Origin of the sequence: Streptomyces sp. NPDC091682 (genome assembly GCF_044756625.1) — a bacterium.
GTDB lineage: Bacteria > Actinomycetota > Actinomycetes > Streptomycetales > Streptomycetaceae > Streptomyces.
The window spans coordinates 25711-43703 of record NZ_JBIVTH010000008.1 but is presented as its reverse complement, the minus strand read 5'-3'; the positions used below and the strand labels follow the sequence as shown (position 1 = coordinate 43703).

The window sequence follows — 17993 nt, the reverse complement described above, 5'->3', positions numbered from 1 at the left end:
TGTGGTTCGTCTGATCCGAGGCCGGGAGTGCACCACGCAGTACACGTCCCGGAGGAATCCATGACCGATCTGGTCATCCGCGCGCTCGACGAGAGCGACGCCCAGCTGTTCGACGCACACCCCGATCCGCTGAACGCCCGTGCCGCCCACGAGCGCACCACGCACCGCCCCGAATGGAAGCGGGTGGCCCTGCGCGACGGCACGGTCGTCGCCCGCGGCGCCTGGTGGGGCGGCACCGACGACGAGGCACCCGTCAACGTCAACTGGTTCGACGTCGCCGAGGGCGAGGTGGAGGCGGGGGCCGAACTCCTGCGCTCCGCACCCTGGCAGGTCGAGCTCGAAATCAACCTCCCCGGCGACTGGCGCGACCACCCCGACCTGACCGCCGCCGCCGAGACGCGCTTCGCCGCCGCCCGGGCGGCCGGCTACGAACTCCTGGTGGAACGCTTCCTCTACCGCTGGACCCCGGAGCGCGGACTCCCCGAACGGCCCGGCCGCCTCGTCTTCGGCGCCGAACCCGACGACGCGGTCTTCTTCGACGCACTGCGCCGCATCCATGCGGCCACCCTGGACGCCCACGCGCTGAAGGCCATAGCGGAGGGCGGCCTCGACCAGGCCGCGCAGGAGGAGCTCGACTTCTTCCACTGGTGCCCGTCCCCGAGGGAGTGGTGGCAGGTCGCCCGCACACCCGACGGCGACCTGGCCGGCATCCACATTCCCGCACACAACCCCTCCGGACCGACCATCGGCTTCATCGGCGTCCTCCCGGAACACCGCGGCCGAGGCTACGCCTACGACCTCCTCGCGGAGTGCACCCACTTCCTGGTGGAGCACGGCGCCGAGGCCGTGACCGGAGCCACGGACCGGGGCAACTTCCCCATGGCTGCGAACTTCGCCAAGGCCGGCTTCCCCGTGGTCCGCGAGCGCATCAACTTCCACCCCGCCGCCCCGTACGCGAAGTAGAAGCGGTCCCGGTAGAAGCGGCCCCGACCCTCGCCCCGCGCCGTGAAGTTCTGGCTGCGGGGCGAGGACGTCCGGGGCCCCCTCACCCAGGTGGCCCATGCGTCGGGCTGCGCCTGCGCCGCCGAACGGGCCCGCCCGGCCGCCGCCCGGCGGAGCCGGAACCCGACCGGAGCCCGTCCCCTCAACGTCGGTCGGGAAGGTGCCAGCGGTGCGGGGCCACGAGTGCGTCGATGCTGTCGGGCCCCCAGGTTCCCGGGGCGTACGGTTCCACGGGCGGGGGTGCGTTCAGCAGCGGGGCCGAGACCTCCCACAGGCGTTCGATGCCGTCGGAGCGGGTGAAGAAGGACTGGTCGCCGAGCATGGCTTCCAGGAGGAGGTGCTCGTAGCCCTCCAGGGAGTTGTCGGCGATGAAGGAGCTCCGGTAGCCGAAGACCATGTCGGCCTCCGCCAAGCACATCGACGGGCCGGGCTCTTTGACGAGGAACCGGGCGGTGATGGAGCCGGGATCGGCGAAGTCGATCACGAGCTCGTTGCCCCGGCCGTCGACGGCGGCACGCGCGTTCAGGGGGAACATGCCGAGGACGGGTTCGCGCAAGCCCAGGGTGACGACGTGCCGGCCCTCGGCCAGTGCCTTGCCGGAGCGCAGGAGGAAGGGGACGCCGGCCCAGCGCCAGTTGTCGATCTCGACGCGCAGGGCGGCGAAGGTCTCGGTGTCCGAGGCCGGATCGACCCCGGGCACGGCGCGGTAGCCCGTGTACTGTCCGCGGACGACGTGCCCGGGATCCAGCGGCCGCAGGCTGCGGAAGACCTTGACCTGCTCGTCCCGGAGCGACTGCGCGTCGAGCACGACCGGCGGTTCCATCGCGACGAACCCGAGCAGCTGGAAGAGATGGGTGACGATCATGTCGCGGAAGGTTCCGGTGCCCTCGAAGAAGTGCGCGCGGCCCTGGATGTCGATCTGCTCGGGCACGTCGATCTGCACGTGGCTGATGTGCTCGCGGTTCCAGAGGGGTTCGAAGAGGCCGTTGGCGAACCGGAGGGCGAGGATGTTGTCCACCGCCTCCTTGCCGAGGAAGTGGTCGATGCGGAACACGCGGGACTCGTCGAACACGGCGTGGATGGCCGCGTTGAGCGCGCGGGCGGACGCGAGGTCGGTCCCGAAGGGCTTCTCGACGATGACACGGGCGTCCTGGGCGAGGCCCGTGGCGCCGAGGAGTTCGACCATCGAGGTGAACGCGACGGGCGGGACGGCCAGGTGGAACAGCCGCCGCGGAGTGCCGCCGACGGCCTGCTCGGCCGCGCGCACCGCCGCCACCAGCGGCTCGGGGGCCTCCGGATCGGCCGCACCGAAGGACAGGGCGGACTCGAACTCCTGCCAAACGGGGCCCTCGGGGCGCGAGCGCCCGAACTCCGCCACGGCCTGCCGGGCGTGGGAGCGGAAATCCTGGTCGCTCAGGGCCTCGGCCGCCGGGGCGGAGCCGACGATGCGGTAGCGCGGCGGCATCAGCCCCGCCTTGGCGAGATGGAACAGGCCGGGCAGCAGTTTGCGCCGGGCCAGGTCTCCCGTAGCGCCGAAGAGGACGATGACGTGGTCGGACGGGATCGACTCGGCGGCCTGCACGGACCGGGTGGCCTGCGCGGACTGGGTGGGCTCGGTCATGGCGGGCATCCTCACGCGTCGGCGCCGGGGCGCTCCGTGGCACGAGGTACGGGACCGGTATCCATCCGCCCGAGTCCGACTCGTACGAGGTGTACGGGCGTGCCTGAGGCCGTTCGCCGCACTTCCGTTCCGTTCGGTCGCAGCGCCCTGAGCACCCACTGTGCGCGTTCACCGCGGATCCGGCGCCCGGGACTCCGCCAACCGGGTCACGGCACGGGGACGGGACGCGCGCATCTCGGCCGGCCGGGCGGTCGATGGGGGTCGTTTCGCTGACGGTCGGGTGTCGTCCTCGGGACTAGTCTCAGATCGTGGGACAGCCTCTGGAGAGCGTCGAAGGCGCAGGACCGTTCGTCACCCGGCGCACCTGGCGGCGTCCCGAGGGGGACACGGTGGTCTGGGATTCGCGGCTGGCGCGCAAGCGCGGCACGCTGCTGGTCCGGGGCCCGGGGGACCCGGCCGGCCGGGTCTCGACCGCCGAGCCCGGCGCATTGCGCCGTCTGCGCAGGGTCAACGTCGTGGCTTCCGGTGCGTTCGTCATCGGCGGGGCGTTGTTCGCCGTCGGCGCCGCGGTCTCGCAGTTCGGTTCCGGTGATCCGCTGGTCAGCGCATGGGTGTACCTCGTCGGGGGGCTGTTCTTCAGCACCGGGGGCTACGTCTCGGTCCTGCAGGTATTGAACGCGCCCCGGCACGCCCGGGGTGGCGGTTTCCAGGTCACCGCCGGCTGGCGGTGGTGGGGGTACGAGCCGATGCGGCTGGACTGGCTGAGTACGTTCGTCCTGTTCGCCGGAACGCTCGTGTTCGGCGTCAACCTGCTGGACTCCTTCCTGGAGGGCCTCACCGTCAGGCAGGTCAATCGGCTGATCTGGACTCCGGACGTCATCGGGTGCGTGCTGTTCCTCGTGTCGGGGCACCTCGCCTTCGTCGAGATCTGCCATCGACCCTGGCCGTGCGTCCGCTCCCGCAGTCTCGGGTGGTGGGTCGTGGCGGTGAACCAGCTCGGTTCGATCCTCTTCATGGTCTCCGCGCTGGCTGCCTTCACCCGCCCCGCGACCGGAAGCCTGGTCAACGTCGACATCGCCAACTGGGGGACGCTGACCGGTGCACTGTGTTTCTCGTTCGGCGGGGTGCTGCAGCTCTTCGAGCGGCCGTAGGCGGTTCGGCCGGACCTCAGGGCCGGCGTCGTTCTCCGAGCGCGAACGACGCCCGTTCCTGCCACTTCGTCCCGTCGTGCACCATGAGCTCGACCGAGGAGACGCGGGAGGTGAACGGGAGTCTGACCGCGAGGTCGGTCTCGATCTCCTCCAGGAGGCTGTCTTCCTGGCCTTGAGCAATGGTCAGGTGCGGCACGACCTCGGCAAATCGGCCGCCGTACGGAGGAGCCTCGGGCCAACGACCGGCGATCGCCTCCGTGAGCCGACGCAACTGCGTGTCCGGCTCAGGTACGAGATACAGCACGTCCGGGAGCCGCCCACACTTCTCGAACCGCAGGTCGAAGGCGGGCTGCCGGCCCAGCACGTCCGCGAGGGCGCAGTGGACGAGCCCGTCCACGCGGCTCTCGTGGAGGAACGGGAAGAGCACGGTGACATGGGCCGGAACCCCGGCCCGGGCCGAGGGGTCGAGCCGCTCACGCCACCTGCGGACGGACGGCTCCGCCTCCGGGATCCGAACGATGAGCCCCGTCTGGCCCGCCTGAAACGCATGGGTGTTGTCCTCTGCCATGACACCGCATGGTGTCACCTCGCCGGTTTCCGTGAGCACCGGGAGTGCCGATGCGCACGGAACGTCGCGCGGACCCCGACCGTCGCCCTCCGGGTCAGTGCCGCCACCCGTTCCGGCGGCGCCAGAACGGGTGCGCCGGCCACCGCCGCTCCTCGGCGTAGGACTGCGCGTGATGGTGGTGGTAGGCGTCCGCGACGCCGTCCAGGAACGAGACGTAGGACGCGAGGGCGCCCGTGTCGCCGGCCAGGCACCGGTCGACGGCCCGGCCGGCGCGGGCCCCGGCGTGCAGGGCCGTGAGGATGCCCTGGGAGGACAGGGGGTCGAAGGCGATCGCGGCGTCCCCGGCGGCGACCCATCCGGGGCCGACCGGCGGGGACAGCCGCAGTCCGTGGGCGGCCGTCCAGTGCGGCGCGGGGGAGTCGGCCGGGTCGTACCCGCTCAGGCGGTCCCGTACGTGCCGGGTACGGGCCGCCGCGCACCGGAACCCGTCCGCGGTGCGCAGCCCGGCAGGGGCGAGGTCGGCGTCGGTGAGATGGGCGACCACCCGCCCGGCGGGGACCCTGGCGGTGTACCACCAGCCCTCGGGCACCGCCTCGACGAGGGTGCGCAGTTCCAGGTCTCCGGGGTGACCGTCCGCCCCGCACGCGCCGAGCAGCGCGAACGCGGCCACGAGGCGGTCCTGCCGGCGGCGCCGGGCCAGACGGCGGCCGATCAGGGCCCGGCGGCCGGTCGCGTCCACGACCCAACGGGAACGCACCTCCCGCACGCTGCCGCCCCGCTCCCGTACCAGAAGGTGCTGCTCCCCGACCGCGCTGCAGTGGCCGATCACGACGGCCCGCCGGATCAGTGCGCCCGCGGCCACCGCGGCCTCGCGCAGCGAGGCGTCGAAACGGGCACGGTCGAGGTGCCAACCGTGGCCGTGCGGGTCGAACAGGTGGCTGTGGCCGTGCAACTGGACGGATCCCCAGGACGCCTCGGTACCCGGGCAGCTCAGGTGCGCGTCGGAGGCGAAGGCGGACGAGAGCCCCAGATCGTGCAGGAGCGGCCGGGCCGCGGGCGGCAGGGTCTCGCCGATCGTGAAGGCGGCGGAGGCCGCGCCCGACGGGCCCCCGTCCACCAGCAGGACGTGTCGGCCGGCCCGGGCCAGGACCAGAGCGGCGACGGCCCCGGCCGGGCCGCCCCCGGCCACGACGGCCTCGAACCGCCCGGTGAGGGGAACCGGGCCGGTCCGAGCGGTCACGGCGCCTCCGGGAAGCGGGCGACCTTCTCGAAGTACCCCGCCAGCACCTCCCCGTCCGGCCGGCCGGCAGCGGCGATGGCGGCGGCCACCGCTTCCTCCCGCACCGCGGGATCGGCGGCCTCGGGCACGTGCAGGCACACGAGGTTCCGCAGCGGGGGCGGAGCCTGTTCGGGATGGAAGCTCACCTCTGACTCCACCAGCATCGTTGCGGGGAGACTCACCACGTCACTGGGGCCGGAGCCGTCGCTGGAGCCGTCGCTTGAGCCGGAGTCACTACCGTCGTCGGCGGCCGGGCCCTCCCGCCGTGCGACGATGCCGAGCTTGCCGAAGTCCTTGACCATGGCGTTCATCTGGGCGATGCGGTCGGACGGCAGCCACCTGTCCCACACCGCCCTGTCCTCGAAGGCGGTGCGACGGTCCTCGGGGTCGGCGGCCGGGTCGATGGCGGTCCGGTAGTTCTCCTCCGTCAACACGTGGTTGGGCACCCGTGCCGGCCAGAAGGTGGGCAGGTACGGGTCGTACCGCGGCCCGAAGCCCAAGTAGTAACCGGAGCGGCAGCGGGCGGTGTCGGTCTGCCAGGGCACGGCCATCCAGCGGGTCAGACCGCCCGGCTCCTGGGCGTACACCGGACCGTCGAGGCCGAGCGCCGTCTGCGGGGTGAGCGTGGAGCCGTAATCGGGTTCGGGCCGGGCGGGGTCGCGGTGGCGCACGCGGAAGGGTGCGGAGTACAAGGTGGCGTGACGCATCGGCCAGGTGAGCTCGCAGCCGGGGTGGAAGGCGTCGGCCAGGCAGTAGGACAGGGCGGCCCGGTCGAGGGCCGCGGGGCGCTGCGCGAGCGGTAGGCCGTCGAGCGCCGCGGGCGGTGCGGCCCGTGGATCGTGGTCGGCGTCGAAGTCCCCGGCGGCCCAGCGGGCGAGCATGCCGTACTGCAACGGGGAGAGCGCCAGGTGCTGCCGGGCGGAGACCGGTCGCACGCTCATCGAGTCGCCGTAGATCGGCGGCCAGGGCACGGGGGAGAGCCCGTCGCGGTCGGGATCCCGCATCATCGCCCAGATCTGCCGGCGCAGTTCGTCGCGCCGGGCGCCGTGGCCGGCCAGCTCCGCCAGTCGCTCGGGGGCCAGGAAGTGCTCGCGCCCACCGTGCCCGAACAGGGCCGCGATGCCGCGGTTGACCCACTGCAGCTCGCACAGGCGGCGCAGCACCGGTAGCACGTCGTGGGTGAACGAGACCCGCTCCGGGGGTGCCAGCATGCCCGCACCCACGAAGGTGTCGTACATCAGGTCGTACATCGTGCGCACCGACTTCAGCTCCGGTGCGAAGTTCGGGGGAGCGACCACCACCCAGGCCGGATCGACCGGGACGTCCCTGCCGTCGATGCGGACCTGCGCGGTGACCGGGCCGTCGCAGGTGTCGTCGTGCCAGCCGTCGTTGTTGGCGAAGTGCGTCGCCTGGGCGGTGGGGTACGAGGCGGACACGCCGCGTCCGCCGAGGAAGAGCAGGCGGCCGGCGCCATCGGTGCGCAGCTCGCCCAGGTAGACGGGGTGCCCAAGGAACGTGCCCGAGTCGAAGGCGTACTCGGGCTTCCCCGCGCGGTCGCGGCCCCGGATCGAGCGGCGCCCGGGTGTGATGGCCAGCCGGTGTCGCTCCCCGGCGGGCACCGTGGTGAGGTTGCGCAGCGTGGTCGCGGGGGCCTGTGCCGCCTCGGGGATGTCCAGTGCCAGCTGGAACTGGTACCAGGCGGCCTTCTTGTTGGCCACCTCCACGGTCCAGCGCAGGTCGGCGTTGTCCGCCGTCAGCTCGGCAACCGCCTCGCCCGCGGCGTTGTAGCCGTACACCCGGAACCGGACGGCCTGCCGCTTGAGCGCGCCCCTCGCGTCCTTGTACGTGCCGGTGGCTGGTGGGGGAGCCCCGTCGACCTCCGGGGCGAGGAAGAACTCCTCCGCGCTGTCGCCGACCCTGGCCACCCCGATCGCCGGGTGCACGGCGGCCCGTACGATCCGGGTGTCGCGTCCGTGCGGTTCGGTACCCGCCGGCCGTGCGGGACCGGGTTCGGCCGCCGGAGTGCCGTTGGCGTCGCGCCGCCGGGCCGCCGCCGCGTGGTAGACGACCTTGCGGGCCTCCGCGATGCTGCCGACGGGCCGGTGTTCCGACAGGCCGTGCCAGGGGTTGAAAGCGAGGTTGTCCCCGTACTCCTCCTGCCCCCGTGCGGTCGTGTCCTGCTGATGCAGGGTCAGCGTCGCCACCTTCACGGGCGCGCTCTCGCCCTCCTCCCAGCGCACGGTGGCCCGGTCCAGCGGCATCCGGTCCGGGTCCGTCCGGAACTGGAGCAGCAGGTCGAAGGCGGCCGGGCCGGCGGCCAGCCGGTGGTGCAGGTCCCCGCGCAGGAAGGAGGGGTCTTCGTCCGGCGGTGTTGCCCGGGGGTCGCCGTCCGCGCAGCCGGCCGGGGCGAGCTTGTACTTCACGTGCCGGTCCGGTCCGAACGAGTACGGCAGCACGCCCCAGTACGTCGACGTGAGCGTGCTCTCGACGGGCTTGCGCATGTCCGTGAGGATCTGCCGGGTGAGGGGGTGTTGTTGCTGGTACACGGCCGGGTCCAGCTGGAACTCGCACATGTCCCGGGCCGTGTCGACGAAGAAGACGTCATGGTTCTGCAGCACGAGGTCCTGGGTGTCGGCCCGGGTGTCGTCCTGCAGCAGCTTCGGCCCGGGCACGCCGAACAGCTTGATGCCCCACCCAACGGTCCTGCGTAGGTCCGGCCGCTCCGGCTGGGTGTCGCTGGAGACGCGCACCCAGGCGGTCAGCCCGCCTTGGTCCGCCGCGGCTTCGAGGAAACCGATGCGGAGCTCGGGCGGCAGGTCGGGGGCGACCGTCAGCACGCCGCGGGCCGCACCGTGGAACTTGGCGAAGACCGGGCGCAGGAGGGGGTCCTGCCCCTGGGCCACGCGGTCCCCCATCCGCTCGCCCACGAACTCGGCCACGATCCCGGCGATCGGCTCGTTGACGCAGTCGCGCGGAGGTGGCTGCGCGGGGCCGTCGGACACCTCGGGGCGCTCCGCCATGACTCTGCTCCTGCCTGTCGAGGGCCCGCCGAGCCGACCGCGCGCTGACGCGCCTGACGCGAACCAGCCTGCCCGACAAAATGCAAGATAAGGGATGGTCTGCGCAGTCGCGTCGTATCGACGCGGCGAACCCGTGTGGCTCGGCCGAGTGCCCGCTCCTGACCACCCGGCAGTGGCGAACCGGGTCGCTGCTCCGAGTCGGCCCCCAGCCCGCCGCGGCGGTCGCCGTCGGGCCCCCTAGGGCGGCGGTGCGGACCGGGGCCACCGTTCGTGCCGCACGCGGCCACCTCGGACCCCGCGGAACATCCGCGTCAGATCGTGCGGCGGAGCCGCGGTGTCGGCCGTCTATCGGGGGCTGTCGGTCACATGTCGGCAGTTCGTTGGCGGGGCCCGGCACCTTTCGAGGGACGGCCGCCCGGAGCACGCCGGGCGGCCCGATCCCGAAGGAGCCATCATGCACACGCCCGTCACGATCATCGGCGCGGGACTCGGCGGACTCGCGCTGGCCCGCGTCCTCCACGTCCACGGAATCCCGGTCACGGTCCACGAGGCGGAGCCCTCCCCGGCGGCGCGCACCCAGGGCGGGATGCTCGACATCCACGACTACAACGGGCAACTCGCCATCAAAGCAGCCGGCCTGATGAACGAGTTCCACGCCATCGTCCTCGAGGGCCGCCAGGCGATGCGGGTCCTCGACCCGGACGGGAACGTCCTGCTCGACAAGGCCGACGACGGCACCGGCGGACGCCCCGAGGTGCAGCGCAGCGAACTGCGCCGGATCCTGCTCGACTCGCTCCCGGCCGGCACCGTCCGGTGGGGGAACAAGGCCAGCAGTACCCGGGCTCTCGGCGAGGGCCGCTACGAGGTGACGTTCGCCGACGGCGGCACCGTCTCCACCAGCCTGCTGGTCGGTGCGGACGGCGCGTGGTCACGGATCCGGCCGTTGCTCTCCACCGCGACACCCGCGTACGCCGGCACGTCGTTCGTCGAGACGTACCTGTTCGACGCCGACACCCGGCACCCGGCCGCCGCGAAGGCGGTGGGCGGCGGGATGCTGATCGCGCCCGCGCCGGGGAGGGAGATCTTCGCTCACCGCGAAAGCGGCGACACCCTGCACACCTACGTGGCGCTGGCCAGGCCGCAGGACTGGTTCGCCGCCATCGACTTCACCGATGCCGCCGCCGCCACCGCGCGGATCGCGGCCGAGTTCGACGGCTGGGCACCGGAACTCACCGCCCTGATCACCGACGGCGACACGGCGCCGGTCCTCCGCCCCCACTACGCCCTGCCGACCGGGCACCGGTGGGACCGGGTACCGGGAGTGACTCTGGTCGGTGACGCGGCGCACCTCGCGCCCCCGAACGGCGAAGGCGCCAACCTGGCCCTCCTCGACGGCGCCGAACTCGGCGAGGCAATAGCCGCACACCCCGACGACATCGAGGCCGCGCTCACCGAGTACGAGCAGGCCATGTTCCTCCGCAGCGCCGCCCCCGTCACTTTCGAAGGCGTCGAACTCTCCGAAATCTTCTCGGGTGACAACACGGCCCACGGCCTGATCGACATGATCACCCAGAAGGGAGAATGAGCCGCTAGCCGAGATCACGACGGTGGCCGGCACCTCTTCCTCAGGTGCCTCACTGGGGTGCCGGAAACCGGTGGCCGGTGGCGGACGAGTCGCGCGACACTTGCCCTATGCAGTGGTACAAGCAGGCGCAGGCAGCAGAACAGGTAGGCGATTGGGGCACGGCCATCTCGCTGGTGAGCGCTCGTGCCGAGTGCTTCTCCGCCGACTACTCCGCGCACGACAATCACCTGTGGCACATGGATCTACTCGTCCGTGCAGAGCGGTTCGACCAACTCACCGAACTCGCGGTCTCCGACGTCCACGCATGTCGGAGACTCAACAGAGCGCTTTACGAGCGCGGAATGGAGACCGAGCTGCGCAACCGCGCTGGTGATGGCGACCGCGGAGCCTTGTATCACCTGGTGAGGTGGCTGCACGGGGCAGGTCGACCACAGGAAGCCTGTCGAGCGGTTGAGCTCCTGGCGCCTGAGGATGAGTACGCGCACCACATCCTCGCAGGCTTGCGCACGCCTACGAGCGAGGCACGATAGCGCTCCGCACCGGCCCTTCTTCCCGGACGGCGTTGTCACATTCGGCATGACCCTTCGGTTTCTGTGGGGAGGCAACAGATGAAGGGAACGCTGATGAAGACTCTGCTCGTATGCACGTCGGTATCCCACGGCAACACCCGGCGCGTGGCGCAAGCGATGGCCGAAGTGCTCGATGCCCGGGTGGTCGCACCCGATGAAGTGGAGGTTTCGAACCTGCCGGGATACGACCTCGTGGGCTTCGGCTCCGGCGTCTTCACGCAGCGGATGCACCGGGACCTGCTCGGGTTCGTCCGGGCCGTGCCACGGCGTCGGAGGCGTCGACGGGGCGGGCTTTCGTCTTCGCCACGAGTGGCCTGCCGGAGTTGGCGTTCGCACCGTTCACCCGTCCGCTCGTGCGCCTGCTCGAAGGCAGGGGCTTCGAGGTGGTGGACACCTTCACCTGCCGCGCGCTCGACACGTGGATGCCGTTCCGGCTGGTCGGCGGAATCAACAAACAGCGTCCCGACGAGAACGACCTGATCGCCGCCCGGACGTTCGCCCGACGACTCGGGAAGGGCTCCGCAACCGCAACCTGACCGTCAGCCCTCACCGGTTCACCTCCGGACGGCACCAGAGGCCCGGCCCGGTCTCCTTCCATCCCTGTGGTGCGCGGGGGCGCAGGCGCGCGCTGGCGATCGAATGATGAGGGTTGCCGCTGGTAGCGGCGGCGGAGGCCCGTGGTGCGTGGGATTCGCAGAAATGTCTGCTGCTCGGGGCAGTCGGCACGCACCGGCGTACGGCAGGTTTTTGTCCGCGGGGCAGAAGCCTTCACCAGAGCAGCGCCGTGCGGGGTAGCCTCCGCAAGAGGGGCACGCTCCGGAAAAACTTTTCCGAAAGGGAGTATTTGGAGCGCGCCGAGCCCGAAATCAACCGGTATCCGCACCCCCGCGGACACCATGGACCTGCCGACGTCTGCGCACCGCGCACTCCCTGGAGGGACACACGTGAAGGACTCGAAGGACAGGCTGGAAGCACTGCGGGCCGAGATCGAGCGCCGCAATCCCGCACAGCCCGAGTTCCACCAGGCGGTACGGGAGGTCCTCGAGACCCTGGCCCCCGTCTTCACCGCCCGGCCCGAGTACGCCGACCCGGCCGTGGCCCTGGTGGAGCGACTCACCGAGCCCGAGCGGCAGATCGTCTTCCGTGTCCCGTGGCAGGACGACCGGGGCCGGGTCCACGTCAACCGCGGTTACCGCGTCGAGTTCAACAGTGCGCTCGGCCCGTACAAGGGGGGCTTGCGCTTCCATCCCTCGGTGGACATCGGCGTGGTGAAGTTCCTCGGCTTCGAGCAGATCTTCAAGAACGCCCTGACCGGCCTCGGAATCGGCGGCGGCAAGGGCGGCAGCGACTTCGACCCGCACGGCCGGTCGGACGCCGAGGTCATGCGGTTCTGCCAGTCCTTCATGACCGAGCTCCACCGGCACATCGGAGAACACACCGACGTGCCCGCCGGCGACATCGGTGTCGGCGGCCGCGAGATCGGCTACCTCTTCGGCCAGTACCGGCGCATCACCAACCGCTGGGAGGCCGGCGTCCTGACCGGCAAGGGGCAGGGCTGGGGCGGCTCCGCGATCCGGCCGCAGGCGACCGGCTACGGCAGCGTGCTGTTCGCCGCCGAGATGCTGAAGGTCCGGGGCGAGTCGCTGGCCGGACTTTCAGCGGTGGTCTCCGGCTCCGGCAACGTCGCGCTGTACACGATCGAGAAGCTCCAGCAGCTCGGCGCGAACCCGACGACCTGCTCGGACTCCCAGGGCTACGTCGTCGACGACAAGGGCATCGATCTCGCACTGCTCAAGCAGGTCAAGGAGGTCGAGCGCGGGCGCGTGAGCGAGTACGCGGCGCGACGCGGCTCCTCGGCGCGGTTCGTCCCTGGTGGGAGTGTCTGGGAGGTGCCGGCGGACATCGCCTTCCCTTCTGCCACGCAGAACGAACTGGACGCGCAGGGCGCCCGTAGCCTCGTCGCGGGCGGGGTCAAGGCGGTCTCCGAGGGCGCCAACATGCCGACCACGCCCGAGGCCGTACGGATCCTGCAGGAAGCTGGCGTCGCGTTCGGGCCCGGCAAGGCCGCCAACGCGGGCGGGGTAGCGGTCAGCGCCCTGGAGATGAGCCAGAACGCCGGCCGGGTGGCCTGGAGCGGGCAGCGGGTGGAAGACGAGCTCGCCGCCATCATGCGCTCGATCCACGCCGTCGCGCACGAGACCGCGGAGCGGTACGGAGCCCCGGGCGACTACGTCACCGGTGCGAACATCGCCGGCTTCGAGCGGGTCGCGGACGCGATGCTGGCGCAGGGCGTCATCTGATCCGACGATCACGCTGCACTCGGCCGGGTCGGGCGGGCCAGCTGCATTCGCGGAGGTTCGCGAGGACGCAGAGGGGGCTCACCCGACCCGCCGGTGGTGCGGGCTGCTGGTGGTCGGACGAAGAGCTCGAGGCCACGGAGACGATCCGGCAGCAGACCCGGCCGGCTCCGCCCTCCGCATCCGTACGTGCACATGCCCCGGCTCGCGGACCGGGCCACTGTCTGTTCGTGCGAGGTGGGGGTGGGCGCCGGTCTCATGGATCGAGCTGACCCTCGCCGCGGCAGCACGGGCGTTCCCGTTGTGCGTGATCGATGCTGTGCAAGGATCCTTGACGAACACGAGGAGGAGCCGGTGCAGTTGCGCAACGTATCGCCGGACGATGTCGATGCCTATGTCCGGATGCGGTGCGATCCCGACATGATGGCTGACCTCGGCGGCCCCCAGCCGCGTGAGGAGATGGTGGCCAAGGTGCGCCGGGATGCCGAGCAGGCAGCCGCGGACCTTGCTTGGTTCAAGATGATCGTCCCCGACCCTGCCGCCCCCGAGGTGGTGGCGGGGACGGTCACCCTCTGGTCCCACCACACCGATGACGGCCCGATCTCCGAGATCGGCTGGATGGTGTTGCCCCCTTTCCAAGGACAAGGGCTGGGCAAGCGCGCCGTCCGTGCTCTCTTGGGCCAAGCCCGGGACGAGAACCGCTGGGGAGTCGTGCACGCCTTCCCGGCGACGAGCAACGCCGCTTCGAACGGCATCTGCCGCTCGGTCGGCTTCCGCTTCGTCTCCGAGACCGACGTGACCTTCGCCGGGCGGATCTTCAAGACCAACCACTGGTCCGTGGACCCGAGGACGGACCTGACTTGACCTGACCCCGAACCCGCGAGCCATTGCCGCCGGTTGTCCTGCGCGGCAAGACCGACGCGGGCCGGTTCGCGCCAGTCCTGACGATCAAGGAGCGAGCGGTAGGCAGCGAGGACCGCGTCGCGCTGTGCCTCGATGCAGCCCACGTTCTCGGGGGCCCCTATGTCTTTGGTCAAGGTGGTCGGGTGGCAGTGTGGCTGTCATGAGTGATGACGTGCCTGTTCGAGAGTCGGCGGGCGAGAGCAGGCGGCCGTGCGACTTTTGCGGTCATCCGGTCGTGATGGACTCGGTCGATGAGCGGGACTGCCCTGTGTGCGGCGAGGCCGCTGAGGATCAGCCGGCTGAGGCTGGCCGGGGTTCGTAGAAGGTTCCGTCGCGGAGCATGGCGAAGAGGACGTCGGCGCGGCGTCGTGCGAGGCAGAGCAGGGCTTGGGTGTGGTGCTTGCCCTGGGCGATCTTCCTGTCGTAGTAGGTCCGCGATGCGGGGTTGGCCAGGGCCGCGAACGCGGAGAGGAAGAAGGCCCGTTTGAGCTGCTTGTTTCCTCGTCTGGAGGGTTGTTCGCCGCGGATCGATGAGCCTGAGCTGCGGGTCGCGGGGGCGAGCCCGGGGTAGGCGGCGAGGTGGCCGGCGGTCGGGAAGGTGCTGCCGTCGCCGACCTCGATCAAGATGCGGGCTCCGGTCCTGACGCCGATTCCCGGCATCGACGTCAGGACCTCCGAAAGAGGGTGGGCGTCCAGGAGTTCTTCAATCCGCCCGTCCAGGAGTTTGCGCTGGTCAAGGGCTGCGGTCAGGGATCCGGCTAGGCTTGGGACGATCAGTGCGGCCGCCTCGGTCCCCGGAACGGTGACGGTCTGCTCGTCCAATGCGGCGAAGATGTCCTCGACGAGCCGCTCGGCCATCCGCGGGGCCTTCGGCTTCAGCAGGGTGATCAACCGCCGTCGGCCTGCCTTGCGTATCTGGGCCGGGGAGCCGAACCGCTCCAGCAGCGTGAGGACGGCCGGGTGTTGCAACCGGGGCCCCAGGACCCGTTCCAGTGACGGGTGGATCTGGGTCAAAGGGCCGTGCAGGCGGTTGGCGACCCGGGTGGCCTCGCCGGCGAGGTCGTCGTCGAAGCCGACGATCATTTCCAGTTCGGCGATGGTCTCGTCCTCGCCGTCGATGGCCCGCAGCGTGTGGGGCATCGTGCGGGCGGCGTCCGCGATGATGAACGCGTCCTTCGCGTCGGTCTTGGCCTTACCGGGGTAGAGGTCGGCGATCCGCCGCATCGTCAGCCACATCGACCCTCGCCCGGATCGTGTGCGCCTTGAGGAACCGCGCCCTTTGCTGAGTGGCCCACCCATCGAGCATCGCCTCCAACACTGCCGGGGCCGGGTCGGGGAAGGTCAGCGCGGATCGTCCGGAACCAGGTGCGCGGTAGAGGGAGCTCTCGAGAATGAGCCGCATCAGCATGCCCTCGGACTGTTCGGCGGTGGACCGAGCACGAGGCAGTCGGGTGACCCCTCCCCGCGACTGAAGGGACGATGGCTGCATCAGCAAGATCATGCAATGGCGCGGCCCGGCCACCCGCTACGACAAGACCGCCACCATCTACCTCGCTGCCCTCTTCAGCTGGTCCGCGAGGTGATTCGAACGAAACGGTCTAGGTCCTGGCCGATGGGTCGTCTACGTGGTCTGAGAGGATCGGATGGTTGGAATCGAGTAGGGGGTGCCGGTTGCCGAGCGTGCTGTGGCTGCCATATGACGCGAGTGCTCTCGCGGGCCTGGGTGTGGGCCGTGAGGCGGTGTTTGGGCTGGGCAAGCGAGGGTTGCCGGCCGACTGCAACCGCATGTTCGTGCGGGACTCCGGTCGGGAGCTGGAGGTGCGTGACCTTCCGCCGGGTCGGGCTGCGTTCCTCGGCGCGTTCGAGGACGGCGTCAACACCTACTGGCTGCTGATCGACAGCGGCGAAGTCTGGATGGTCCGCGGCTATGACAGCGATGGGGACCAGCAGTACGGGCTGGTCAACTCCTCGGTTGCTGGTCTGCAGAACGTCCTGGAGGTCTGGGAGGCGTTCGCCTGGTCGGGACGGAGCGATGTGGACGACGACTACGAGGACTACATCGAAGACGTGCTTGAGCGGGCCCGGCAGAGCGATCCGGTGGTGTTCGAGGACAACGAAGCCTGGTGGTCACGCGTTTTCGAGGAAGTCGAGCTCGGCGTCCTGGTCCCGGAAGACCAATAGTCGAGGACATGGAAGTCACGGGCGGAGCCACAATCGGATCGCCGCGACCGTGACCGTCCCTTGGAAGACATACGCCCTCTTGTCGTAGCGCGTGGCGACCGCGCGGAACGTCTTGAGCCGGTTGATGGTGCGCTCGACCTCATTGCGGCGCCGGTAGACCGTCGTGTCGAAGCCGGTGGGCCGGCCGCCCTTGCTGCCCCGCCGTTGGCGGTTGGCTCGCTGGTCCCTGGGCTCAGGGATCGTGTGCTTGATCTGCCGGCGCCGCAGGTACCGGCGGTTTCGGCGCGAGGAATACGCTTTGTCGCCTCCAACGTGGTCTGGTCGGTGCGTGGGCGTCCGCCACCCGGCCTTGGGACTTTGATTTGTTCGAGCACAGGTATGAACTGCGGGGCGTTACCCCACTGTCCGGGCGTGATGATGAAGGCCAACGGGCGACGACCGCCCTCGCTGGCCAGGTGGATTTTGCAGTTCAGCCCTCCCCGGGAGCGGCCCAGACCCTCGTCTGAACGGTGTCGGGCTGGGCGGCTGCGCCGGCCCGGAATTCGTGGCGCGCGGGTGAGGGCACCGGCTGCGTGCTGGTGTGCTCGGCAGGACGTCGAGTCGACGCTCACCATGCTCCAGTCGATCCGGCCCTCCGCATCAGCGTCGGCTTGGACGGCCCGCAAGATCTTCTCCCACGTGCCGTCCGCCGACCATCTGCGATGACGATCGTGAATCGTCTTCCACTTGCCGAACTGCGGCGGCAGATCCCTCCAGGGCAGGCCGGGTCGTTGCCGAAAGTGAATCCCGTTGATCACCCGGCGGTGGCACTGCCAACGCCCGCCCCGGCCGCGGTTACGCGGCAGATGCCGCTCCAGTCGAATCCACTCGTCATCTGAAAGATCACCTCGCCCCACGCCGACCGCAACGATCCAGCGCAAGGTGAGTCACAGGAACCGTCGGACACGGCCTAGTCGAGGACGAGGGTGTAGGCGAGGAGGGCGAGGGTGAGGGTGGTCAGGACGGTGCGCCAGGTGTTGGCCCTGTTCCAGGGGGTTTCGTACGTCGTGCGGGTGGTGTGGGTGGTGGTGGGGTCGGTGTGGTGTTCGGGGGGCCCGGCTTCTTCGAGGGCGTTGTTGAGGGGGATGTTCACGCGGGCGGTGATGATCATGGCTGCGAGGCAGGTGCCGAGCGCAGCGGCGAGTGGGGGTACGGCGTTTCGCGTGTCGGGGTCGGTGGCGTGGAGGACGAGGGCGGCGGTGATGAACAGGGGTGCGCCGAGGTAGGCGAGCATGAACCAGCCGTTGAGAATGGCCTTGTTGATGTTCTGCATGGTTTCGACGGTGGTCTTGTCGGTGCTGCGGGCGAGGCCGGGCATGACGGCGACGGTGAATGCGTAGAAGAGGCCGCTGATGAGTCCGGCGGTGATGGTTGCGGCGATCAGGACTAAGGTTCGTGCGGTTTCCACGAGGTTCCTTTCCGTGGTGTTCCGGTCGGTGCCCGGGAGCCGTGCGGGCCGTGCGGGCCTGCGGGGCGGGCGGCCGTGCGGTGCCGGGTCGTTCCGGGGCGGCCGGTTGCCCGCGCCACGACCGGGCCCGTGGTGGTGCTGGGCCGTGTCTGGCGACCGTCGAGGCCGTGGAGGGCCGTGCGAAGGCCGGCGGGTCGTGCTGTGCAGGGCCGTGCGGTGCCGGGCCTGGCGGTTGTGCCGGGCGGGGTGTGCCGGGTCGTGCCGTGCGGTGGTACGGGGTTCGGCTGATCATAAGGGGGGAGTGGTGTGTGTGGCCCTGTGGTGTGGTGAGGTTGTTTCTTCCTGTTGTTGTTCTTGTTCTTGGGGGGTG

General features: G+C 70.5%; 14 protein-coding genes and 2 pseudogenes. 9 read left to right on the top strand and 7 right to left on the bottom strand.

What is annotated here, in order from left to right:
* The first annotated feature begins 60 nt into the window (after positions 1-60).
* Entirely contained in the window at positions 61-963 is a 903-nt protein-coding gene (locus ACIQK6_RS19635) for a GNAT family N-acetyltransferase (RefSeq protein WP_402695158.1), read from the top strand.
* A gap of 181 nt (positions 964-1144) precedes the next feature.
* Here the strand turns inward: ACIQK6_RS19635 and zwf are convergent, their stop codons facing one another.
* Positions 1145-2623 (bottom strand): glucose-6-phosphate dehydrogenase, encoded by a 1479-nt coding sequence (gene zwf, locus ACIQK6_RS19630; RefSeq protein ID WP_402695157.1) that lies wholly within the window; start codon positions 2621-2623, stop codon positions 1145-1147.
* 308 nt (positions 2624-2931) lie between these two features.
* Here zwf and ACIQK6_RS19625 point away from each other — a divergent pair, with 308 nt between their 5' ends.
* Positions 2932-3774 (top strand): hypothetical protein, encoded by an 843-nt coding sequence (locus ACIQK6_RS19625; protein ID WP_329094989.1) that lies wholly within the window; start codon positions 2932-2934, stop codon positions 3772-3774.
* Between the two features lie 16 nt (positions 3775-3790).
* Here the strand turns inward: ACIQK6_RS19625 and ACIQK6_RS19620 are convergent, their stop codons facing one another.
* The 3 genes from ACIQK6_RS19620 to ACIQK6_RS19610 all read right to left on the bottom strand — a co-directional run bounded on the left by ACIQK6_RS19620 (position 3791) and on the right by ACIQK6_RS19610 (position 8641).
* Positions 3791-4342, bottom strand: a complete 552-nt coding sequence (locus ACIQK6_RS19620; RefSeq protein ID WP_329094987.1) for a 2'-5' RNA ligase family protein — start codon at positions 4340-4342, stop codon at positions 3791-3793.
* A gap of 94 nt (positions 4343-4436) precedes the next feature.
* Positions 4437-5582 carry a tryptophan 7-halogenase gene (locus ACIQK6_RS19615; protein WP_329094985.1) on the bottom strand — a complete coding sequence of 382 codons (1146 nt, stop codon included), beginning with the start codon at positions 5580-5582 and terminating at the stop codon, positions 4437-4439.
* Positions 5579-8641: a LodA/GoxA family CTQ-dependent oxidase gene (locus ACIQK6_RS19610; RefSeq protein WP_329094984.1), complete on the bottom strand. Its 3063-nt coding sequence runs from the start codon at positions 8639-8641 to the stop codon at positions 5579-5581. The genes ACIQK6_RS19615 and ACIQK6_RS19610 overlap by 4 nt, the downstream gene beginning before the upstream one ends.
* Positions 8642-9095: 454 nt before the next feature.
* Between ACIQK6_RS19610 and ACIQK6_RS19605 the strand changes: the two genes are divergently transcribed.
* The 6 genes and pseudogenes from ACIQK6_RS19605 (at position 9096) to ACIQK6_RS19580 (ending at position 13956) form a co-directional block, all read left to right on the top strand.
* Complete coding sequence (locus tag ACIQK6_RS19605; RefSeq protein WP_329094982.1) at positions 9096-10226, top strand: FAD-dependent monooxygenase; 1131 nt, start codon at positions 9096-9098, stop codon at positions 10224-10226.
* A gap of 107 nt (positions 10227-10333) precedes the next feature.
* Positions 10334-10756: a hypothetical protein gene (locus tag ACIQK6_RS19600; RefSeq protein ID WP_402695156.1), complete on the top strand. Its 423-nt coding sequence runs from the start codon at positions 10334-10336 to the stop codon at positions 10754-10756.
* Positions 10757-10834: 78 nt separating this feature from the next.
* A pseudogene (locus ACIQK6_RS19595) lies at positions 10835-10996 on the top strand (flavodoxin); the annotation flags it as partial.
* 152 nt (positions 10997-11148) lie between these two features.
* Positions 11149-11331: a hypothetical protein gene (locus ACIQK6_RS19590; RefSeq protein WP_329108298.1), complete on the top strand. Its 183-nt coding sequence runs from the start codon at positions 11149-11151 to the stop codon at positions 11329-11331.
* A gap of 408 nt (positions 11332-11739) precedes the next feature.
* Positions 11740-13095 (top strand): NADP-specific glutamate dehydrogenase, encoded by a 1356-nt coding sequence (gene gdhA / locus ACIQK6_RS19585; protein WP_329094978.1) that lies wholly within the window; start codon positions 11740-11742, stop codon positions 13093-13095.
* 351 nt (positions 13096-13446) lie between these two features.
* Positions 13447-13956, top strand: coding sequence for a GNAT family N-acetyltransferase (locus ACIQK6_RS19580; RefSeq protein WP_329094976.1), 510 nt, complete (start codon positions 13447-13449; stop codon positions 13954-13956).
* Positions 13957-14286: 330 nt separating this feature from the next.
* Here the strand turns inward: ACIQK6_RS19580 and ACIQK6_RS19575 are convergent.
* A pseudogene (locus ACIQK6_RS19575) lies at positions 14287-15225 on the bottom strand (IS110 family transposase); the annotation flags it as partial.
* 450 nt (positions 15226-15675) lie between these two features.
* Here ACIQK6_RS19575 and ACIQK6_RS19570 point away from each other — a divergent pair.
* Positions 15676-16176 (top strand): SUKH-4 family immunity protein, encoded by a 501-nt coding sequence (locus ACIQK6_RS19570; RefSeq protein WP_329107388.1) that lies wholly within the window; start codon positions 15676-15678, stop codon positions 16174-16176.
* A 15-nt stretch (positions 16177-16191) separates the two neighbouring features.
* Here the strand turns inward: ACIQK6_RS19570 and ACIQK6_RS19565 are convergent.
* Both ACIQK6_RS19565 and ACIQK6_RS19560 read right to left on the bottom strand, forming a co-directional pair.
* Positions 16192-17072 (bottom strand): IS5 family transposase gene (locus tag ACIQK6_RS19565; RefSeq protein WP_329107386.1). Its coding sequence is split into 2 segments (ribosomal slippage): positions 16192-16502 and positions 16502-17072, totalling 882 coding nucleotides; the frame shifts between segments, so codons are not numbered across the junction.
* A gap of 53 nt (positions 17073-17125) precedes the next feature.
* Positions 17126-17623, bottom strand: a complete 498-nt coding sequence (locus ACIQK6_RS19560) for an anthrone oxygenase family protein (RefSeq protein ID WP_329094974.1) — start codon at positions 17621-17623, stop codon at positions 17126-17128.
* Positions 17624-17993 lie beyond the last annotated feature (370 nt).